A 19,071-nucleotide genomic window follows, 5' to 3' on the forward strand; every position below is an offset into this window, starting at 1 on the left:
TGGCGCCGCGGCGACGCAAACCCAAGGAGAGTGCGATGCGTGGAAGTTTCGGCAAGCGAATCTTGTACATGACGGTAGCTGTGCTGGCGCTGTCCCCGGTGGCGCATGCGGACGACGATCCGCTCGATGATCCCGGCGTGCAGAAGACCCTGCGCGCGATGGCCAATGCTTCGACCTGGTTCCATCCTGATCTGTTCGGCATGACCGTGGGCATGCGCCGCTACGCGCACAAGGACTATGCCGGCGCGCTCAAGTACTTCGAGATCGGGGCGTACTACGCAGACAAGCTGTCTCAGCTCAGCACCGGCCTGATGTACATGAACGGCGAGGGCGTGAAGAAGGACCCGGTCACGGCGTTCGCGTGGATCGATCTTGCCGCCGAGCGCGACTATCCCGACTTCGTCGCCACGCGCGACAGTCTCAAGGCCGAGCTCACTCCCGAGCAGCTCGTGCAGGCGATGCAGTTGCGCGCCAAGCTTGCCGAGCGCTATGGCGACGCGGTGGCCAAGCCGCGCCTCGCCGTGCAGTTGCGCCAGGGGCAGATGCAGCTCACCGGATCGCGCACCGGCTTCGATTCGGGCGTGAGCCATCTCAACACCAAGGACAACTGCGGCCCCGCCCTCGTCGTCGGCGGCCGCACTGTGTCGCAGGCCGGCTGCGGCGGCAGCGACATGTACGCGAAGGACAACTGGGATCCCGATCTGTACTTCGCCAAGCGCGACCGCGAATGGAAAGCCACGGTGACCGTGGGTTCGCTTGAGGAGCAGGGCAAGGCGATCGACAAACTCGCGCAGCCGAACGCGGCGCCCGTCCCTGCGGCTGACGCGTCCCAAAACAAGGACGCAAAGAAGCAATAGCGCGCCACGTTGCGTGTTGCGGTCGCCCTGGGAGGTGGATCGCGGGCAAGCCCAACTCCGGCTGTTGACGACGATTGCCGCCTGCCGGGCGGCGGTCGTCGCGCGATGTCGGCACACACCCAGTGCAGATCGCGCGGACGCGCCGCCGCGGCGAAGCGCGCCGGCACGCAGGTTATACTTGCGGCGTCTGGCCCTTCGGCACACGAATCATGTCCCACGCACTTCGTCTCACCTCGCTCGTCCTCGCCGCCGCGCTCGCGCTCAGCGCCTGCGGCAACAAGGGTCCCCTGGTGCTGCCCGACAAGACCCCGGAACAGCAGCAGGGCAAGGACAAGCAAAAGGACCAGCCCGCGAGTGCGCCGGCGCCGGCCGCCAGAAGCGGCGATGCGGCGGGCCGGCGCTGAGGTCGGCGGCGCCCGATGGGTCTGCATTTCTCCAAGATGCACGGCATCGGCAACGATTTCGTCGTGCTTGATTGCCGCACGCAGCCATTCGCGCTCGATGCAGCGCAGATCGTGGCCTTGGGCGACCGCCATGTGGGCATCGGCTTCGACCAGTTGCTGACGATAGAGCTGGCGCGCGATCCGTCCTGTCTTTTCTACTACGGCATCTACAACGCCGACGGCTCAAAGAGCGGGCAGTGCGGCAACGGCGTGCGTTGCGTCGCCGCCTGGCTCAAGCGCGCGGGCGCGCTCGGCACGGGCGCGGCGCGGTTGCAGGCGCCGTCCGGGCCGGTCGCGGTCGAACTGCTGGCCGACGGCCGCGTGCGTGTCGACATGGGCGAGCCGCGTTTCGCCCCGGACGATGTTCCACTGACCCTGCCCGCGGCCGATCCGTATGTGCTGGTGGTCGACGACGAGCGCATCGAGTTCGGCGCCGTGTCGATGGGCAATCCGCACGCGGTGATCGAGGTCGCCGACGTCGCCGTCGCGCCGCTGGCGCAGATCGGAGCGGCATTGTCCACAAATGCGCATTTTCCACAAGGCTGCAATATCGGTGTCGTCCAGTTCGTCGATCGCACGCACGTCAAGCTGCGCGTGCGCGAGCGCGGCGCCGGCGAAACCCTGGCCTGCGGCACCGGCGCCTGCGCCGCGGTCGCGGTGCTGCGTCGGCGTGCGAAGGTCGATGCCACCGTCGCCGTCGACTTGCCGGGCGGCAGGCTCGAAATTCGCTGGGACGGTCCGGGCCACGCGCTGTGGATGACGGGTCCGGCTGCATTCGTCTACGAAGGAGACTGGCATGAATGACACGGTGAGCAAGGACGGCGTCACTCCGGCCGAAGTGGCGAGCTACCTGCGCCGCCATCCGGCGTTCCTGCACGACTATCCCGACCTCGCCCTGACCCTGCTGCCGCCGCGCGAGGAAGGCAAGACGACTTCGCTCGCCAGCTACCAACTCGACGTGCTGCGCGACAAGAATCGCGATCTGGGCCGGCGGCTGACCGAGCTGGTGAGCATCGCCAACGAGAACGAACAACTCATGCAGCGGGTGCACGCGCTCAATCTCTCGCTGATGCGCGAAGCGACGCTGGCCGGCAGCGTGCGCCGCGTCGTCGCCGGCTTGCGCGAGGATTTTTCCACCGACTTCGTCAGGCTGGTGTTGCTGCGCGCCGACCCCGAACTGCCAGCCGCCGATTGGCTGATCGTGCAGCCGCAGGGCATGCCGGCGCTGCCCGAATTCGCCGAATTCTTCCGCAATGGCGAAGCCTTGTGCGGCCGCCTGCACGCCGAGAAACTAGATTTCCTGTTCGGCAAGCATGCCGACGAGGTGCACTCGTCCGCACTGGTCGCACTGGGCGAGCGCGATGCGCCGCTCGGCCTGCTCGCGATCGGCAGCGCCGATGCGAACCGCTTTCACCCCGGCATGGGCACGATATTCCTCAAGCTGATCGCCGAAACCGTCTCTGCGGCAATCGCGAGGTTTCCGGCGCACGGATGAGCGAATCGCTGACTGCGGCGGTAGAGCGGTTTCTCGACCATCTGCAGGTCGAGAAGAACTACTCGCCGCAAACGCTGATCCGCTATCGCCACGACCTGACCCGGCTGGTGGCCTATGCCGAGGCGCGCCACCTCGCCGGCTGGGACGCACTGCGCAGCGATGCGTTGCGCAATTTCATCGCCGGTGAGCACCGCGCGGGCATCGCGCCGAAGACGCTGCAGGCGCGCCTGTCCGCCTGCCGCAGCCTGTTCAAGTTCCTGCTGCGCGGCGGCGAATTGAAGCACGATCCCGCCGCCGGCGTGCGTGCGCCGAAGGCTCCGCGCAAGTTGCCGCAGGTGCTCGACGTGGACGAAATGGCCACGCTCGTCGAGATCCCGACCGACGGCGCCGAGGCCCGACGCGATCGCGCGATCCTCGAGCTGCTGTATTCGAGCGGACTGCGCATCTCCGAACTGGTCGGCCTGAGATGGCGCGACCTCGATCTTGCCGATGCGAGCGTGCGCGTCACCGGCAAGGGCCGCAAGACGCGCATCGTGCCGGTAGGCGCGAAGGCGCTGGCCGCGCTGCGCGTGCTGCGCGAACTCGAACAGGTCGCGAGCGAAGACGAGCCGGTATTCCGTGGTCGCAACGGTGCGCCGATCGGAGCGGCGAGCGTGCGCACGCGCATGAAGGCGTGGGCCAAGGCACAGGGCATCGAACGGCGCGTCTATCCGCACCTCATGCGCCATTCGTTCGCCAGCCATATGCTCGAGTCCTCGGGCGACCTGCGCGCGGTGCAGGAGCTGCTCGGTCACGCCGACATCGCCACGACGCAGATCTACACGCATCTCGACTTCCAGCATCTCGCCCGCGTCTACGACACGGCGCATCCGCGTGCGCGGCGGAAAAAATAGTCTTTCCTCGTTCCGGTATCGTCGGGAAGGCATGCGATCACTACAATCAACGCCGATGAATCGGCGGGAGCGGCAATGAAATTCAACGGCACCGAACGCTACGTCGCCACCGACGAGCTCAAGCTCGCGGTCAATGCCGCGATCGCGTTACAGCGTCCGCTGTTGATCAAGGGCGAGCCCGGCACGGGCAAGACCCTGCTCGCGGAAGAGGTCGCGCAGGCGCTTGGCGCGCCGCTCTACACCTGGCATGTCAAGTCGACGACCAAGGCGCATCAGGGCCTGTACGAGTACGACGCGGTCAGCCGCCTGCGCGACTCGCAGCTCGGCGATCCGCGCGTCGCCGACGTGCGCCACTACATCAAGCGCGGCAAGCTCTGGCAGGCGTTCGACAGCGACGCGCGCGCGGTGCTGCTGATCGACGAGATCGACAAGGCCGACATCGAATTCCCGAACGACCTGCTGCACGAACTCGACCGCATGGAGTTCCATGTCTACGAGACCGGCGAGGCGGTGCGCGCGAAGCACCGACCGATCATCGTCATCACCTCGAACAACGAGAAGGAACTGCCCGATGCGTTCCTGCGCCGCTGCTTCTTTCACTACATCGCCTTCCCCGACCGAGCGACCCTGCAGCGCATCGTCGACGTGCACTACCCGGGCATCGCGCAGGACCTCGCCGCGCGGGCGCTCGACATGTTTTTCGAGCTGCGCGAAGTGCCGGCATTGAAGAAAAAGCCGTCGACCTCGGAGTTGATCGACTGGTTGAAGCTCTTGTTGGCCGATCATATCCCTGCCTCCGCGCTAGCCGAACGCGATCCGGCCCGTGCGATCCCGCCGTTGTACGGGGCACTGATCAAACACGAACAGGACGTGCAACTGCTCGAGCGGCTCGCCTTCATGCATCGCCGCACCGGGCGCGGCTAGCCGGTTCGGCGCGGAGCGAGCGGTCATGCTGGTCGGCCTGTTCGAAGCCCTGCGCACGCATCGTGTGCCGGTGAGCTTGCGCGAGTGGCTGGACCTGATCGCCGCGCTTGACCGCGACTTCGCCATCGCCGATGCGCAGGAATTTTTCCATCTCGCGCGCACGGTGCTGGTCAAGGACGAGCGCCACTACGACCGCTTCGCGCGCGCATTCGCGGCGTACTTCGAGGGTGTGGCGAAGATCGACCCGACGCTGCTCGCGCGGGTTCCCGAGGATTGGCTCAGGCAAAGCTTCCAGCGCCTGCTCAGCGAGGAAGAAAAAGCCGGGCTTGCAGCGCTTGGCGGACTCGACAAGCTGCTCGAGGAATTCCGCAAGCGCTTGGAAGAGCAGAAAGAACGCCACGCCGGCGGCAACCGCTGGATCGGCACCGGCGGTACCAGCCCGTTCGGCGCCGGCGGGGCTAACCCGATGGGCATGCGCGTCGGACCGAACGGCGGCGCTCGCAGCGCGGTCAAGGTCTGGGATCGGCGCGAGTACAAGCCGCTCGACGGCGACGCCGACCTGTCGCCGCGCAACTTCAAGCTTGCGCTGCGCCGCCTGCGCCGCTTCGCGCGCGCAGGCGCGGCCGAGGAATTCGACCTCGACGCGACCATCGAGGCGACCGCGCGCGAAGCGATGCTCGAGGTGAAATTCCGGCCCGAGCGGCACAACGCGATCAAGGTACTGCTCCTGCTCGATATCGGCGGCTCGATGGACGACCACGTCCACGCCTGCGAGGCGCTGTTCGGCGCGGCCAGGGCCGAGTTCAAGCGCCTCGAGCACTTCTATTTCCACAACTTCGTCTATTCGAGCCTGTGGCGCACCGACAAGCTGCGCATGTCCGAGCGCGTCGCGACGAGCGACCTGCTGCGCCGCTACAACGCCGACTACAAGGTGATCTTCGTCGGCGACGCGGCGATGGCGCCGTACGAGATTACCCACGCCGGCGGCAGCATCGACGACTTCGGCGGCAACGAAGAGGCGGGCGAGGCCTGGTTTCGCCGCATTACGGCGCACTTCCGCAAGGTGGTCTGGCTCAATCCGACCCCGCGCAGCCAGTGGGGCTACACGATGTCGAACCAGATGATCCGCGATCTGGTCGAGGAACGCATGTATCCGCTGACGCCCGACGGTCTCACCGAGGCGACGCGCTGGCTGGCGAAATAGCCGTTGTCAAAGTCGGTGCTGCGCGAGCGCGGATTGCGCGGCGGCCAGCAGATCGTCGCTGCCGGCGGAGGCGGCGACATGCACGCGCGCGAAACCCGCGGCGCGCGCGCTTTGCGCGAGGCGCAGGCTGCTGGCCACGCATTCTCCCGCGGCCAGCCTGGCGAACAGTTCTCGCGGCAGGCAGCGCGCGAGGTTGGCGATGACCTCGGCGCTCGACACCAGGGTCAGCAGCGGCATCGCGGCGTTTTCGAGTGCGGCGAAGTGTCGGCGGTTCCAGCGCGGCGTGCAGCGCTGGTATACATGGACACTTTGCAGTGTTGCGCCGCGCGCACGCAGCGTTGCGGGCAGCAGCTCGCGTCCGCCCGCAGCGCCGATCAGGGCGACGCGGCGCCCGTGCAGGCGTACGAGCTGCGGCAACGCAAGCAGGCCTTCGCTGTCCTGGCGCGAGCCCGGTTGTGCCACGTTGCTCACACCACGTCGTGTCAGCGCCCGCGCGGTCGCGCGGCCAACGGCGCAGACCGTGGTCGTGCGCGCGAAGCGCAGCGTCGGCAGCAGGGCGAACGCATGGCGTACGGCATTGGGGCTGACGAAGATGGCGACGTCGGCGCGGCGCGCCTCACCCAGCGCCGCGCGCGCGCCGCTCGCATCGTCGATGCGGCGTACGCCGACGCCGGGCAGCGAAAGTGCCGCGCCGCCGAGCGCGGCGATGCGGCGTTTGATCGCGCCGGCCGAGGTCGAGGGCCGGGTCGCGACCACGGTCGCGCCGGCCAGCGGCGGCGTGAGGGTGTGCTGGGCCGACGACGGGTTTGCCATGTCGCCTACTGTAGCAAGCGCGCTTGATCGCGGCTGCCCGCCTGCGCACACTACGTGCCTCTCGCCTTGTCGTTGGCCATGAAACCCGTTCCCGACCTTGCGTTTGCGCATGCGCATTTGGATTCCCTGTTGGCCGCGATCCCGCTGGCGCGCGCGATGCAGATCGCGCTGCGCGACTGCGACGGCGAATCGTTGACCCTGGCCGCGCCGCTCGCGCCGAACGTCAACGACAAGGGCTGCGCGTTCGGCGGCAGCCTCGCCGGCCTGACCACGCTGGCCGGCTGGGGTCTGATCGCGCTGAAGCTCGAGTCGCTCGGCCTGGAGTGCGAGGTCTACGTACAGGATTCGACGATTCGCTACCTCACCCCGGTATGGGGCGAGCTGGTCGCGACCGCGATGTTGGCCGAAGGCGAGTCGTGGCAGACGTTCCTCGAGGCGCTCGCTGCGCGTGGCCGCGGCCGCCTGCGCCTGGCTTGCCGCGTGCCGCTCGCGGACGGCAAGGACGCGTGCACGCTCGACGCGCGCTTCGTCGCGGTCCGCGCCGCGAATTGATGGCGCTGGCGCATGTCCTGCGCGGCGCATATACAATGACCGCGGTTTTCGCCGGATATCGCCATGCTGCGCATCTTCCTCGTGCTGGTTTCGCTGAGCCTTCTCGCCGGCTGCGCAACGCAGAAATCGAAAGGCGACCTGCTCGAGACGACGCTGGAAAGCTACGCGGCGACGATACGCTGGGGCAATTTCGAGGACGCCGCGGCCTTTGTAGATCCGGAGACGCTCAAGGCACATCCGTTGACCGCGCTTGATTTCGAACGCTATCGCCAGGTGCGCATCAGCGGCTACAACGCGCAGCCGGCGCGCCCCACCGGCGACAACGAAGTCGCCTTGACGGCCGAGGTCGTGCTGACCAACAACAACACGCAAAGCGTGCGCAGCGTGCTCGACCGCCAGCGTTGGCGCTACGACGACAAGGCCCGGCGCTGGTGGCTGGTCACGGGCCTGCCGGACATCACCCAACGCTGAGTGGCGCGGCGCTTTTCGCCGCGATTTTGCCTTGAGGGCGCGCTCTGACGGATAATCCGTGCCCGCAAGTCTTCAACGGCGCCGGCCGCGCCCGCATTCCATGTCCGACATCCTTCACCGCCTGCCGGAATTCCTCGGCAATCACCTCGTCCTCGCGATGCTGTTCGCGGGCGTCCTGGTCGCATTGATCGGCAACGAGTTCTCGCGCCTGTTCCGCGGCTATCGCGAGCTGACGCCGGCTGCGCTCACGCAGTTGATCAACCGCGAAGGCCCGCTGCTCGTGGACCTGTCGCCCGCGGCCGACTTCGAGAAGGCGCACATTCCCGGCGCGCGCAGCGTGCAAATGAGCCAGTTCGACCCCGAGAACAGGGACCTGGCGCCGGTGAAAGACCGTCCGGTTGCGGTCTATTGCCGCGCCGGCACGATCTCGGCGCAGGCTGCGGCCAAGCTGGTCAAGGCCGGCTTCAAGCAGGTGTTCTGGCTTGGTGGCGGCCTCGCCGCGTGGCGCGAAGCCAACCTGCCGGTCGCCAAGGGTCGCTGATTGTGCCCACGGGTGCGCGCAAGCCGCGCGCATGGGATAATCCACGGGTTTGTCTTTGCGATCGCCCCTGATCGCGAGAATCAAGAAGCGGCCATCCGTGGTCGCACTTTGGGTTGGTTCGTTGCGATCATGCCCGATCGCGAGAATCAAAAAGCGACCATCCCTGGCCGCACTTTTCAATTCAATTTTGATTTTTTGGAGTTATCGAAATGACTGACAACCTTCCCGCCAACGGCAGCGCCGACGCCGGCGCGCAACTGCAACTGCAGAAGGTCTACATCAAGGATGCTTCGTTCGAAGTGCCGTCCGCGCCGCAGATCTTCCAGGAGCAGGGCCAGCCGCAGGTGCAACTCAACCTCGAGCACAAGGTCGGCACGCTGGCGCAGGACGTCTACGAAGTCGTGCTCACGGTCACCGTGACCTGCAAGCTCGAAGACAAGACCGCCTATCTCGCCGAAGTGCAGCAGGCCGGCGTGTTCGGCGTGATCGGTTTCGATGCGGCCTCGCGCGACGCGGTGCTCGCCACCTACTGCCCGAATGTGCTGTTCCCGTACGCGCGCCAGGTCATCTCCGACCTGGTTCAGAATGGCGGTTTCCCGCCGTTCCTGCTGCAGCCGATCAACTTTGACGCGCTCTACGCAGAGCAGCAGCGTCGTCAGGCCGAAGGCCAGGGCCTCAGCGGCAACGCCTGAACCTTTGCGCTCGCCTCTGATCGCGAGAGTCAAAAAGCGGCCGTTCATGGCCGCACTTTGCGTTATTTTTTGCGCTCGTCCATGATCGCGAGAATCAAAAAGCGGCCCTCCGTGGCCGCACTTTTCAAATGAGCGAAAAGCCTGCAGTTGCAGTACTTGGTGCGGGATCGTGGGGCACGGCGCTCGCCGCCGTGCTCGCACGCAACGGCGTGCCGACGACGTTGTGGGGCCGCGATGCGCAGGCGCTGGATGCGATGCGCGCTTTGCATCGCAATGCGCGCTACCTGCCGGAGATGGAACTGCCGGCGTCGCTGAGCTACGAAGCCGATCTCGCTGCCGCCGTGCGCGGCGCGCAAGTGCTGCTGATCGTCACCCCGAGCCATGCCTTCGCCGAGCTGATCGCGCGCATCGCCGGCGCCGTCGCACCGGGTGCAGGTGTCGCCTGGGCGACCAAGGGTTTCGATCCGGCTTCGGGCCGCTTTCTGCACGAGATCGTCGCCGAGCGCCTGCCCGGTGTGCCCGCGGCGATCGTCACCGGCCCCTCGTTCGCGCGCGAGGTTGCGCAGGGCCTGCCAACCGCGGTGACCGTGCACTCCGCCGACGAAGCATTCGCGCACACCGTCGCGCAGTTGCTGCACGCGACGAATTTCCGCGCCTACACCGGCAGCGACGTAATCGGCGCCGAACTCGGCGGCGCAATGAAGAACGTGCTCGCTGTTGCCACCGGCGTCGCCGACGGCATGCAGCTCGGCCTCAACGCGCGCGCCGGCATGATCACGCGCGGACTCAACGAGATGCTGCGCCTCGGCGCCGCGATCGGTGCGCGCGCGGAAACATTGATGGGCCTCGCCGGCCTTGGCGACCTCGTGCTGACCTGCACCGGCGATCTCTCGCGCAACCGCCGTCTCGGCCTCGCGCTCGGCCGCGGCATCAGCTTGAAAGACGCCGTTGCACAGATCGGCCAGGTCGTCGAAAGCATCAAGACGGTCGACACGGTGATGAGTTTGGCCAACGAGCACAACATCGAACTGCCGATCGCGCGCGGCGTGCAACGCGTACTGCACGAAGAAATCACGCCAGCCGAAGGCCTGCGCCAACTGCTCGCGCGCGAGCGCAAACCCGAGTATCCGGCTTAGAAAGCAGACAAGGGCGTTTGCCACGGGCAACGACGGATCGAGCTAAAAGCCGAATTCCTGCTCCATCGGTTGTGCTCCGTGCTCCATGCTTCCAATCCGCGTTCATCCGCGGCAAACGTTTTTTTGGTGTTCGCGCACGCTCACGCCCCGCCTGCGAAGTCTCGTTGGCGCCACGCCTCGTAGACGACCACGGCGACGGCATTCGACAGATTGAGGCTGCGGTTGTCCGGACGCATCGGCAGGCGCAAGGTCTGCTCTGCCGGCAGTGAATCGAGGAACGCCTGCGGCAGGCCGCGAGTTTCCGGGCCGAATACGATCGCATCGCTGCTGCGGAACCGCGCATTCGTATACATGGTGCGACCGCGCGTCGACAGCGCGAACAAGCGTTCGGGTTCGACATTCGCGATGAACGTGTCGAGGTCGTCGTGCACGTCGATCGCGGCGAACTCGCGGTAATCGAGGCCGGCGCGGCGCAGTTTCGCATCGTCGAGCTCGAAGCCGAGCGGGCGGATCAGATGCAGGTGCGCGCCGGAATTTGCGCACAGGCGGATGACATTGCCGGTGTTCGGCGGAATCTCGGGCTGGTAGAGGACGACGTGCAACATGCCGCGATTATTTCGCGCTTCTCGCGCGGACGGCAAGCTCGTGCGCGGTTGCGCATCCTGGGCCCTCAACGCATCGCGATCAGTCGCGGGTCTTCCTTCGGGCCGATCGTGACCGGCTCGCCGACGGTCACGCGCGCCTTGCCTTGAACCTGGGTGTAGACGACGCTGTCGTCCATGTCTTCAGTCAAGGCGGTGATGGTGATCGTGCCGAGCATCTGCATTTCCTGCGGCGCGCCGACGGCGACCGTCGGATGCGAGGCGGCGACGGCATAGGCGCTGACGGCTGCGCACAACGCGATGGCGACGAGGCCGCGATGGATGTGGATGGAGGGGTTCATGGCTTGCTCCTTCGTATACTTTGGTATTTGTGCAAATTGCAAACCCTGTGCCAACGATGTCGGATTCGCGTTTTGTTCGGTGATTTCGATGCGCTATCGAGGCCCGGGGTTGCACGAAGTTCCGCGATCGTGACTTCCGGCATGGCTGCGGCTGACTGCGCGCTAAACCAATCGTGACTTCCGGCACGGAGCGGCGGGTGTCCGCGGACAAACACTGTCCGTCCGTTGTGATCGATGACGCGAAAACCACCTGACACAAGAACGAATCGGCGGGCACGAGGCTCGCCGATCGTTGCAACGAACTGTTCACGCCGATGAGCTGGCGCTTGCGTCAGCGCGAAGCGCGCTCGATGTCGGCGGTGGTCGGATTCGCCTCGACCATGACCGGGCTGCCGACCCGCACGCGCGCGATCGGGGCGCTGTCGGCATCGATCGATGTCGGCGCGCTGATTTCGATACGCGTATGCACGACGTCGGTCGCGGTCGATTTGCCTGTCGTTTCGGCGCGCGTCAGGGCGGTGGCGCCGACCGCAGCGAACAGCGCGAGTGCGGCGACGGCGCATTTGATCTGAGTGTTGAAGTTCATGTTTTATCCTTGTCGTTGGGGCATCTGGTCTGTGTTGTTCGCCGGCCACGATGGCAATGCATGGTCTCTGCGAAGTAGGCCGCGCTGGGGTCCGGTGGGATATCCCTGCGTCCCATGTCAGCCTCAAAAATCGGGCTCTGGAGGAACCCGGAGCCTGTCGCGCAATAGCGCTGGCGGCGGGTACGCGGGCCGATCGATGACGGCGGACTACTTTGTTGCGGCGCATCATACGAGCCCAATCCTGAACTGATACGAAACTATTCGGTATAGTATTTATTCAGGGCAATTATTTATTTATATTCAACGCGTTGCGCGATCGGTGTGCACAAGGCGGTGCACAAGCCAAGGCGGCCGGCCCCTGACTTTCGGCCATTGCCCGGGTCACCCGCCGTCGGTTAGGCTCGTCCACTTTTCGCCAGCCGGAGGAAATGATGCCCGCCGCAACTTCGCGTTCGACCCACGCCCCGATCCGCTTCCGTTCGCTGCGGACCGGCTTGATCCAATCGACCGCGCTTGCGTTGGCGATCGCCGTGAGCGGTTGTGCCAGCACGCCCGCGGCGCACGATACGAAACCCGTGACTACCACACCGACGGCCGCGCCGATGATCGATATCCCGTTCACCAGGTTCCAGCTCAGTAACGGCCTGACGGTGGTCGTGCACGAGGATCACAAGGCGCCCGTCGTCGCCGTGTCGATCTGGTATCACGTCGGCTCGGCCGACGAGCCGACCGGCAAGACCGGCTTCGCGCATTTGTTCGAGCACCTGATGTTCTCCGGCTCGGAGAATCACAAAGGCACCTACTTCGCTCCGTTCGAGAAGGCCGGCGCGACCGGCATGAACGGCACGACCTGGTTCGACCGCACGAACTACTTCGAGACCGTGCCGACGACCGCGCTCGACATGGCGTTGTGGATGGAGTCCGACCGCATGGGCCATCTGCTGTCGGCGATCGGCAAGCCCGAACTCGACACCCAGCGCGGCGTCGTGCAGAACGAGAAGCGCCAGGGCGAGAACCGCCCATATGGCCGCACCGACCAGAACATCCTGTCCAACGCGTTCCCGGCGAATCATCCGTACCAGCACGACACGATCGGCTCGATGGCCGATCTCGATGCGGCCTCGCTCGACGACGTCAAGCAGTGGTTCCGCGATTATTACGGCGCTGCGAACACGACGATCGTGCTCGCCGGCGACATCACCCCGGCCGTGGCCCGGGAGAAGGTGCAGAAATATTTTGGTGACATCCCGGCCGGCCCGCCGGTACCGCGCCAGCAACCGTGGGTCGCCCAGCGCGAGACGTCCACGCAAGGTACGCAATCGGACCATGTCGCCCAGGTGCGCATCTACCGTGAATGGAACGTGCCGCAACTCGGCGCGCCGGACAATCCGTTGCTCGAACTCGCGGCGCAAGTGCTCGGCGGCGGGAAGACCTCGCGCCTGTACCAGCGCCTGGTCTATCAGGACAAGCTCGTCGACGACGTTTCGGTCGAGTTGCAGACCTTCGCCCTCGCCAGCCAGTTCGTACTCAGCGCCGATGTGAAGAAGGGCGTGGACCCAGCCAGGGTCGAAGCCGCGATCGCCGACGAATGGGCGAAGTTCCTCAAGGATGGCCCCACCGCCGATGAACTCGCGCGCGCGCAGACATCGGTGCGCGCGAGCTTCATCCGCGGCCTGGAGGAAGTTGGAGGGTTCCGCGGCAAGGCGGTGATTCTCGCGCAGAGCCAGGTCTATCTCGGCGATCCCGGCGCGTACAAGAAGGATCTCGAGCGCACCGCGGCGGCCACGCCGGCCTCGGTGCTCGAAGCCGCGCGCAAATGGATCGCCCGCGGCGACTACACGCTGACCGTGGTGCCGGCCAAGGCGGGCGCCGATCTCGCCGCCGAGGACAAGGCGGTGCAGGGCCTGCCCGCGCGCGACGGCAAGCCTGCCTCGGTGACGCCACCAGCGAAGAACTACACCACTGAAAAGAGCGACGTCGATCGCTCTAGGGGCGTTCCCGACGTCAGCCAGTTCCCCGAGCTGAGCTTCCCGGCCGTGCAGCGCGGCAAGCTCAAGAACGGCATCGAGGTGATCCTTGCCGAGCGCCACACGATTCCGGTGACGCAGATCCAGATGCAGTTCAACGCGGGTTATGCGGCCGACCATGGCAGCAAGCTCGGCACCGCGAGTTTCGTCAGCTCGATGCTCGACGAGGGCACCAAGACGCTCGATTCGATCGAAATCGCCAAGCGCCGCGAAAGCCTTGGCGCGATCATCCGCCCGGGCACCGGTCTCGATACCTCAAGTGTCGGCCTCAATGCGCTCAATGCGAATCTCGCACCGTCGATCGAACTGTTCGCCGACGTCGTGCGCAACCCCGCGTTCCGCGACGCCGACATCGAGCGCATCCGCGCGCAGTGGCTCGCCGGCATCGCGCAGGAGAAGACGCAGCCGCAGGGCATGGCGCTGCGCACGCTGCCGCCGCTGCTCTACGGCGCCGATCACGCCTATGGCATTCCGTTCACCGGCTCGGGCACGGAGGCGGCGATCAAGTCGCTCGGCGCGACCGATCTCGCCGCGTTCCACCAAACCTGGTATCGCCCGGACAACGTGAAAATCCTCGTTGCCGGCGACACCACGCTGGCGACGATCGTGCCGCTGCTCGACAAGGCGTTCGGCGACTGGACCGCGCCGGCGACGCCGCTGCCGGCGAAGAAAATCGCCCATGTCGCCGCGCAGACCAAGCCACGCGTATTCCTGATCGACCGCAAGGATTCGCCGCAGTCGCTGATCTTCGCCGGCAGCCTCGCGGATCCGACCACCTCGTCCGACTACCTGCCGACGCAGACCGCAAACTCGGTGTTCGGTGGCACGTTCACCTCGCGCCTCAACATGAACCTGCGCGAGAACAAGCGCTGGTCGTACGGTGCGCGCAGCAGCCTGTCCGACGCATTGGGCCAGCGTCCGCTGATCCTGCAGGCGCCGGTACAGACCGACAAGACGGCCGAGTCGGTTGCCGAGACACTCAAGGAAGTGCGCAGCGTCGCCGGCAGCAATCCGCCGACGCAGGTCGAGATCGACAAGATCAAGGCGCAGCGCGTGCGCGCATTGCCGGGCAGCTACGAGACGACCGGTGCCGTGCTCGGGGCGCTGGCGACGAACCAGCTGTACGGCCGCGCGGACGACTATGTGTCGACGCTGAAGCAGAAGATCGAGGCGCAGACGCAAGCCCAGGTCGATGCGGCGGCGAAGTCGTTGTTCGTACCGAACGCGCTGACCTGGGTCATCGTCGGCGATCTGGCCAAGATCGAAAAACCGGTGCGTGCGCTCAAGATCGGCGAAACGAAGGTGATCGACGCCGACGGCAACGTAGTAAAGTAGCGCGGGTCATCGTCACCAACGCGAACGATGGCCGGCTCATGCCGGCCATCCATTTTTCCGGACAGCCATGAAAGACGCTGCATTGTGTTTTTGTATATTTTCGCTTTCCCTGCTTCCGGCCGCCTGTACCTGGGTCGAGCCGACCGTGAGCGGCAATGCCGTGCGCGTCGCCTACGACGGCAAGATCGCCGGTTGCCGCGAAGCCGGCACGGTCGCGGTCACCGTCGCCGACAAGATCGCCTTCTACCACCGCAACGAATACAAGGTCGCCGACGAACTCGAGACGATGGCGCGCAACGAAGCGGCGAGCCTGCCGGCCGACACGATCGTGCCGCGCAGCGAGCCGAAGGACGGCGCGCAGCGCTTCCAGGCCTACGTCTGCGGCAAGACCCTGCTGCGCCAGCGCGGCGAAGCGTCGGTACCCGCCACGCAGCCGGCCGCGGCCCAGGACGGCGTGCAGACGTTTCCGGTCAAGGAGCATTGAGGCTCGTCAGCCATCGTTCGCCGACCACATGAAAGCCGCCGATGCCATCAATCTAGCGGAGAAACTCGCCAAATTTTCCGAGCATTGGTCGCCACGCGTCGTCGCCGAAATGAACGACTACCAGTTCAAACTGGTCAAGCTGCAGGGAGAATTCGTCTGGCATCAGCACAAGGACACCGACGAAGTGTTCCTCGTCGTCAAAGGCGAAATGCAAGTGGGGTTTCGCGACTGCGAGGTGACGGTTGGCGAGGGTGAGTTGTTCGTCGTGCCGCGCGGCGTCGAGCACATAACGCGCGCATCGAACGAATGCCACGCATTGATCATCGAGCCGCGCGGCGTGGTCAACACCGGCGAAACCGAGGGCGAACTCACCGCGCAGAACGACCTTTGGGTTTGATCCCGGAACGCGCTCGCCCCGGGCGCGACGTCAGCGGACGTCAGGGTGTGCAGGTTGCGATGCCCGCCGGCGTGGTCAGGCGGCGCAGGGCGAACGTTTGCACGCTGGAGCCGTCGCCGCGCGCGGAAATCGTCGCATCGCCGCTTGCGCAACCCAGGCGCATGTTCAACACGTAGTCGGCCGGTTTGACGATTTGCGTCTTGTCAAACGCCGCGCCGAAATGTGTGCCGCCGGGCTGGTACATCGGTGCGTGGTAGGCGCCGTCGTCGCCGAGTGTGGCCGCGGCCGTCATCCAGTTCTGCGTGCCGTCCGTGTTCAACTGGAAATACAGCACCTGCAGCTGGCTTGCGTCCGTCTGCTCGACGAGGAAGCCGTTGCCTGTCGTCGCCGGGTCGTACCAGGCACCCGAGGCCTGCTGCGGCGGGATCACGCGCGTGCCATAGCCCGGCGGCAGGCAGCCCAGCCCTTGCAGCGCGCTGAGCCGGTACAGCGGAACTTCCATCGAGCCCCAACCGGCCGGACCGTCCCAGCGCATGCCGCCGCTGCCGCAACTGTCGAAGGTCAGCGCGATGCGGCCCCAGTGCTGCGAAGTCACCTTGCCTTGCGCGTCACGCGCGCCGCGCAGCACATCGGCGAACTCGATGCCGTTACCGACGATGTCACCGATACCCATGAGCCAGGCCTGCTTGCCGGCTGCGCCGATCGGCGGATAGGTGAAAAAATATAGCAACGCCCTGGCGTTCGGCAGAATTTCAAGCTCGATGCCCTCGCCGCTGCGTGCGGGGTCGTACCACAGACCGCTGTAGCTGGCGTCGACACCGGGCGCGGTCGAGGCCGGGCGCGGTGCAACCTGGCTGTCGAAGCTCGGCGGCGTCAGGTTTGCATCGATGCGGCACGGCCCTTTGACGCCGGCGGCGACGGCGCTCTGGCAGTCGCTTTGCAGGTTGGCGATGGTCGGTTGTCTGCCGCCGGCGATCCATGCACGCAGCGCTTCCCATGCCGCGATGCCTTCGGCCGTGTTGAACCCGCAATGGCTCGGACTCGACTCGTTGACCAGCGCGCTGGTCAGTTGCATCGCCGGCAGCGTCGCGCGAAGCACCGACTGGTGCGCGGGAATCACCAGTTCGTCGCGGCTGGTGTGCAACGAGATCACCTTGGTTGCCGCATCGACGCGGCCGCGGAAGTCCGAGGCCCAGCGCAGATAAAGCTGGGCGAACGGATCGGCGGTGATGCGCGCGATGCCGGCGTCGATCGCTGCGTCGGCATAGATGACGCCCGTGGTGGTGAATGGATTGATGCCACCGAGTTTGTCCGGCGCGCGCACGAGGTCGGACAGGCCGAAGGTCGCATAGCCTAGATCGGTGAGGAAGAAATCATCGCTGGTGATGTGCGCGAAGTTCTTCAGCTGGTCGAGCCGGCGCAGCATGGCGTCGTTCTGCAGCAGCGGCGGCAGGCTGACGCCGGTGCAGACATTGACCGGCAGCAGCGTGCGCGCGAGCTCCGCCTTGTCCTGCAGGTCGGAAAGATTGTCGGGAATGTCGCCCAGATTGTAGGCCCAGGTCATCGGCGCGGCGCCTTTGGGCAGTTGCCCCGCGCTGTTCACATCCTTGCACACCACATCGTAGGCGAGGCGCGCGTCGATGCCGAAGTCCCAGGTGCGCGAGCCGGCCGCGGGCGGGCACAGCGAGAGCACGCCGGGTACCGGCGCGAAGCGCGCGTCCTCGGCGAGCTTGAGCGAGATCAGCCCGCCGAGCGAGCCGCCCCACGGAATGATCGCGCCCGGCGCGCCGATCTTTTGTTTGAACACGGCCAGCAACTGCGCGTTGTCGTCGGGCGCGTTGAACAGCGCCCATGCGCGCTGGCTGTAGCTGGATGCGGCGACCGCGTAGCCCTCGCTCAATTGCAGGTCGGCGAGCGGGCCGAGACTCGGATTGGGCTTGGGCGGATCGAACGACAGGCCGTGCTGGAACAGCACCAGGGTGTCACCCGCCTTCCAGCCGTCGGGCGCCTTGATCTGGTAATAGGCGCCGGAGGCGGTCTGTCCGCTCAGCATCTGCACGGCCTGCGCCGCATCGGCGCAAGCGAACACGCCGGCGAGCGCCGCCAGGCCGGTTGCCAAACGATGTCGCATCGCCCTGTTCCCCATGTCGTGACCCGTTCGTGGAATGATCATCCCTGGTTGCTGAAACGCGGGTAAATCCCGGACGTTGACGCTTCCGCTACGATGGACTTCTCGAAGGAGGGGCGATGAAGGTTCTCGTTACCGGCGGTGGTGGATTTCTCGGCAGCGCCATCTGCGTGCAACTGGCTGCGCGCGGTGACGAAGTGCGTTCGTTCAACCGTTCGGCGACGACGGCCGCCGCGGCAGGCATCGAGCCGCGCCGCGGCGACATCGCCAATCCCGGCGACGTGCTCGCCGCGTCCGCGGGCGTCGATGCGATCGTGCACAGCGCGGGCAAGGTCGGCGCCTGGGGTCCGGCGCGGGAATACCACGACATCAACGTGCGTGGCACCGACAACGTGCTCGCCGCCTGTGCGCAGCATGGCATCCGCAAGCTCGTGTTCACCTCGAGCCCGAGCGTCGTGCAGCGTGGCAGCGACATCGAAGGCGCTGACGAGTCGCTGCCGTATCCCGCGCATTTCGCATCGGTGTACGCGCAAACCAAGGCGCTGGCCGAGCAGCGCGTGCTCGCCGCGAACGGCGCGGACCTCGCCACGGTCGCGCTGCGCCCGCATTTCATCTGGGGGCCAGGCGATCCGAACTTGCTGCCGCGCGTGCTCGCGCGCGCCCGCGCGGGGCGCCTGCGCCTGATCGGCAAGGCCGACAAGCGCGTCGATATCGTCCATGTCGACGATGCCGCGCGTGCCCATGTGCTCGCGCTCGACAAGCTCCACGTCGGCGCGCCGATCGCGGGCAAGGCGTATTTCATCAGCCAGGGCGAGCCGATCACGCATGCGCGCCTGTTCGGCGCCTGGCTCGCCGCCGCGGGGTTGCCGGCGGAGACGCGGCGCATTCCCGGCTGGCTTGCGCATACGCTCGCTGTCGCGCTCGAAGGCACCTGGCGCGCACTCGGCGTGCGCGGCGAGCCGCCGCTGACGCGCTTCATCGTCGAGGAATTCTCCACCTCGCACTGGTTCGACATCGCCGCGGCCAGACGCGATCTCGGCTACGCGCCGCAGGTCGGTTTCGAGGAAGGCATACGGCGGCTGGCGCAGCATCTCGAGGACAACCGCAGCGCAGGCGGACAAAAGCGCCGTGCGCGCGGGCTACAATAGCG

General features: G+C 66.3%; 21 protein-coding genes. 16 read left to right on the forward strand and 5 right to left on the reverse strand.

Annotation, left to right across the window (positions count from 1 at the left end; all coding sequences use genetic code 11):
• Positions 1-68 precede the first annotated feature (68 nt).
• The 7 genes from AC16HO_RS06095 to AC16HO_RS06125 all read left to right on the forward strand — a co-directional run bounded on the left by AC16HO_RS06095 (position 69) and on the right by AC16HO_RS06125 (position 5,816).
• Positions 69-857: an SEL1-like repeat protein gene (locus AC16HO_RS06095; protein ID WP_395641172.1), complete on the forward strand. Its 789-nt coding sequence runs from the start codon at positions 69-71 to the stop codon at positions 855-857.
• A 209-nt stretch (positions 858-1,066) separates the two neighbouring features.
• On the forward strand, positions 1,067-1,261 hold the full coding sequence (gene lptM, locus AC16HO_RS06100) for an LPS translocon maturation chaperone LptM (RefSeq protein ID WP_395641173.1): 195 nt from the start codon (positions 1,067-1,069) through the stop codon (positions 1,259-1,261).
• Positions 1,262-1,276: 15 nt separating this feature from the next.
• On the forward strand, positions 1,277-2,104 hold the full coding sequence (gene dapF / locus AC16HO_RS06105) for a diaminopimelate epimerase (RefSeq protein ID WP_395641174.1): 828 nt from the start codon (positions 1,277-1,279) through the stop codon (positions 2,102-2,104).
• The gene (locus tag AC16HO_RS06110) at positions 2,097-2,795 is read left to right on the forward strand and encodes a DUF484 family protein (RefSeq protein ID WP_395641175.1); all 699 of its coding nucleotides are present in this window, start codon (positions 2,097-2,099) and stop codon (positions 2,793-2,795) included. The genes dapF and AC16HO_RS06110 overlap by 8 nt, the downstream gene beginning before the upstream one ends.
• Positions 2,792-3,688, forward strand: a complete 897-nt coding sequence (gene xerC / locus AC16HO_RS06115) for a tyrosine recombinase XerC (protein WP_395641176.1) — start codon at positions 2,792-2,794, stop codon at positions 3,686-3,688. Before AC16HO_RS06110 ends, xerC begins: the two co-directional genes overlap by 4 nt.
• Positions 3,689-3,763: 75 nt before the next feature.
• The gene (locus AC16HO_RS06120; protein WP_395641177.1) at positions 3,764-4,612 is read left to right on the forward strand and encodes an AAA family ATPase; all 849 of its coding nucleotides are present in this window, start codon (positions 3,764-3,766) and stop codon (positions 4,610-4,612) included.
• A 25-nt stretch (positions 4,613-4,637) separates the two neighbouring features.
• Complete coding sequence (locus AC16HO_RS06125; RefSeq protein WP_395641178.1) at positions 4,638-5,816, forward strand: vWA domain-containing protein; 1,179 nt, start codon at positions 4,638-4,640, stop codon at positions 5,814-5,816.
• Positions 5,817-5,822: 6 nt separating this feature from the next.
• Here the strand turns inward: AC16HO_RS06125 and AC16HO_RS06130 are convergent, their stop codons facing one another.
• Entirely contained in the window at positions 5,823-6,629 is an 807-nt protein-coding gene (locus AC16HO_RS06130) for a uroporphyrinogen-III synthase (RefSeq protein WP_395641179.1), read from the reverse strand.
• A gap of 78 nt (positions 6,630-6,707) precedes the next feature.
• Between AC16HO_RS06130 and AC16HO_RS06135 the strand changes: the two genes are divergently transcribed.
• The 5 genes from AC16HO_RS06135 to AC16HO_RS06155 all read left to right on the forward strand — a co-directional run bounded on the left by AC16HO_RS06135 (position 6,708) and on the right by AC16HO_RS06155 (position 10,021).
• Positions 6,708-7,181, forward strand: coding sequence for a YiiD C-terminal domain-containing protein (locus AC16HO_RS06135; RefSeq protein WP_395641180.1), 474 nt, complete (start codon positions 6,708-6,710; stop codon positions 7,179-7,181).
• A 63-nt stretch (positions 7,182-7,244) separates the two neighbouring features.
• Complete coding sequence (locus AC16HO_RS06140; protein WP_395641181.1) at positions 7,245-7,652, forward strand: hypothetical protein; 408 nt, start codon at positions 7,245-7,247, stop codon at positions 7,650-7,652.
• A 100-nt stretch (positions 7,653-7,752) separates the two neighbouring features.
• Complete coding sequence (locus AC16HO_RS06145; RefSeq protein ID WP_395641182.1) at positions 7,753-8,193, forward strand: rhodanese-like domain-containing protein; 441 nt, start codon at positions 7,753-7,755, stop codon at positions 8,191-8,193.
• A gap of 209 nt (positions 8,194-8,402) precedes the next feature.
• Complete coding sequence (gene secB / locus AC16HO_RS06150) at positions 8,403-8,885, forward strand: protein-export chaperone SecB (protein ID WP_395641184.1); 483 nt, start codon at positions 8,403-8,405, stop codon at positions 8,883-8,885.
• A 128-nt stretch (positions 8,886-9,013) separates the two neighbouring features.
• Complete coding sequence (locus AC16HO_RS06155) at positions 9,014-10,021, forward strand: NAD(P)H-dependent glycerol-3-phosphate dehydrogenase (RefSeq protein ID WP_395641185.1); 1,008 nt, start codon at positions 9,014-9,016, stop codon at positions 10,019-10,021.
• A gap of 140 nt (positions 10,022-10,161) precedes the next feature.
• Here the strand turns inward: AC16HO_RS06155 and trmL are convergent, their stop codons facing one another.
• The 3 genes from trmL to AC16HO_RS06170 form a co-directional block, all read right to left on the reverse strand.
• Positions 10,162-10,626, reverse strand: coding sequence for a tRNA (uridine(34)/cytosine(34)/5-carboxymethylaminomethyluridine(34)-2'-O)-methyltransferase TrmL (gene trmL / locus AC16HO_RS06160; protein ID WP_395641186.1), 465 nt, complete (start codon positions 10,624-10,626; stop codon positions 10,162-10,164).
• A gap of 65 nt (positions 10,627-10,691) precedes the next feature.
• A complete protein-coding gene (locus tag AC16HO_RS06165; RefSeq protein ID WP_395641187.1) occupies positions 10,692-10,964 on the reverse strand; it encodes a hypothetical protein in 273 nt (90 codons plus the stop codon).
• A gap of 331 nt (positions 10,965-11,295) precedes the next feature.
• Positions 11,296-11,550 (reverse strand): hypothetical protein, encoded by a 255-nt coding sequence (locus AC16HO_RS06170; RefSeq protein ID WP_395641188.1) that lies wholly within the window; start codon positions 11,548-11,550, stop codon positions 11,296-11,298.
• 494 nt (positions 11,551-12,044) lie between these two features.
• On the opposite strand from AC16HO_RS06170, the gene AC16HO_RS06175 reads away from it, so the two are divergent.
• The 3 genes from AC16HO_RS06175 (at position 12,045) to AC16HO_RS06185 (ending at position 15,793) form a co-directional block, all read left to right on the forward strand.
• Positions 12,045-14,912: a M16 family metallopeptidase gene (locus AC16HO_RS06175; protein WP_395641658.1), complete on the forward strand. Its 2,868-nt coding sequence runs from the start codon at positions 12,045-12,047 to the stop codon at positions 14,910-14,912.
• A gap of 145 nt (positions 14,913-15,057) precedes the next feature.
• Positions 15,058-15,396, forward strand: a complete 339-nt coding sequence (locus AC16HO_RS06180; RefSeq protein WP_395641189.1) for a DUF4156 domain-containing protein — start codon at positions 15,058-15,060, stop codon at positions 15,394-15,396.
• Between the two features lie 28 nt (positions 15,397-15,424).
• Positions 15,425-15,793 (forward strand): cupin domain-containing protein, encoded by a 369-nt coding sequence (locus AC16HO_RS06185; protein WP_395641190.1) that lies wholly within the window; start codon positions 15,425-15,427, stop codon positions 15,791-15,793.
• A 40-nt stretch (positions 15,794-15,833) separates the two neighbouring features.
• Here AC16HO_RS06185 and AC16HO_RS06190 read toward each other — a convergent pair whose 3' ends face one another.
• Positions 15,834-17,924: a hypothetical protein gene (locus AC16HO_RS06190; RefSeq protein WP_395641191.1), complete on the reverse strand. Its 2,091-nt coding sequence runs from the start codon at positions 17,922-17,924 to the stop codon at positions 15,834-15,836.
• Positions 17,925-18,040: 116 nt separating this feature from the next.
• On the opposite strand from AC16HO_RS06190, the gene AC16HO_RS06195 reads away from it, so the two are divergent.
• Complete coding sequence (locus AC16HO_RS06195; protein ID WP_395641192.1) at positions 18,041-19,069, forward strand: NAD-dependent epimerase/dehydratase family protein; 1,029 nt, start codon at positions 18,041-18,043, stop codon at positions 19,067-19,069.
• Positions 19,070-19,071 lie beyond the last annotated feature (2 nt).

Source organism: Rudaea sp. (assembly GCF_057139185.1).

Excerpts from the sequence above, each read along its gene's own strand:
- AC16HO_RS06095 (WP_395641172.1), top strand. The coding sequence starts at position 69 with ATGACGGTAGCTGTGCTGGCGCTGTCCCCGGTGGCGCATGCGGACGAC.
- lptM (WP_395641173.1), top strand. The coding sequence starts at position 1,067 with ATGTCCCACGCACTTCGTCTCACCTCGCTCGTCCTCGCCGCCGCGCTC.
- dapF (WP_395641174.1), top strand. The coding sequence starts at position 1,277 with ATGGGTCTGCATTTCTCCAAGATGCACGGCATCGGCAACGATTTCGTC.
- AC16HO_RS06110 (WP_395641175.1), top strand. The coding sequence starts at position 2,097 with ATGAATGACACGGTGAGCAAGGACGGCGTCACTCCGGCCGAAGTGGCG.
- xerC (WP_395641176.1), top strand. The coding sequence starts at position 2,792 with ATGAGCGAATCGCTGACTGCGGCGGTAGAGCGGTTTCTCGACCATCTG.
- AC16HO_RS06120 (WP_395641177.1), top strand. The coding sequence starts at position 3,764 with ATGAAATTCAACGGCACCGAACGCTACGTCGCCACCGACGAGCTCAAG.
- AC16HO_RS06125 (WP_395641178.1), top strand. The coding sequence starts at position 4,638 with ATGCTGGTCGGCCTGTTCGAAGCCCTGCGCACGCATCGTGTGCCGGTG.
- AC16HO_RS06130 (WP_395641179.1), bottom strand. The coding sequence starts at position 6,629 with ATGGCAAACCCGTCGTCGGCCCAGCACACCCTCACGCCGCCGCTGGCC.
- AC16HO_RS06135 (WP_395641180.1), top strand. The coding sequence starts at position 6,708 with ATGAAACCCGTTCCCGACCTTGCGTTTGCGCATGCGCATTTGGATTCC.
- AC16HO_RS06140 (WP_395641181.1), top strand. The coding sequence starts at position 7,245 with ATGCTGCGCATCTTCCTCGTGCTGGTTTCGCTGAGCCTTCTCGCCGGC.
- AC16HO_RS06145 (WP_395641182.1), top strand. The coding sequence starts at position 7,753 with ATGTCCGACATCCTTCACCGCCTGCCGGAATTCCTCGGCAATCACCTC.
- secB (WP_395641184.1), top strand. The coding sequence starts at position 8,403 with ATGACTGACAACCTTCCCGCCAACGGCAGCGCCGACGCCGGCGCGCAA.
- AC16HO_RS06155 (WP_395641185.1), top strand. The coding sequence starts at position 9,014 with ATGAGCGAAAAGCCTGCAGTTGCAGTACTTGGTGCGGGATCGTGGGGC.
- trmL (WP_395641186.1), bottom strand. The coding sequence starts at position 10,626 with ATGTTGCACGTCGTCCTCTACCAGCCCGAGATTCCGCCGAACACCGGC.
- AC16HO_RS06165 (WP_395641187.1), bottom strand. The coding sequence starts at position 10,964 with ATGAACCCCTCCATCCACATCCATCGCGGCCTCGTCGCCATCGCGTTG.
- AC16HO_RS06170 (WP_395641188.1), bottom strand. The coding sequence starts at position 11,550 with ATGAACTTCAACACTCAGATCAAATGCGCCGTCGCCGCACTCGCGCTG.
- AC16HO_RS06185 (WP_395641190.1), top strand. The coding sequence starts at position 15,425 with ATGAAAGCCGCCGATGCCATCAATCTAGCGGAGAAACTCGCCAAATTT.
- AC16HO_RS06190 (WP_395641191.1), bottom strand. The coding sequence starts at position 17,924 with ATGCGACATCGTTTGGCAACCGGCCTGGCGGCGCTCGCCGGCGTGTTC.
- AC16HO_RS06195 (WP_395641192.1), top strand. The coding sequence starts at position 18,041 with ATGAAGGTTCTCGTTACCGGCGGTGGTGGATTTCTCGGCAGCGCCATC.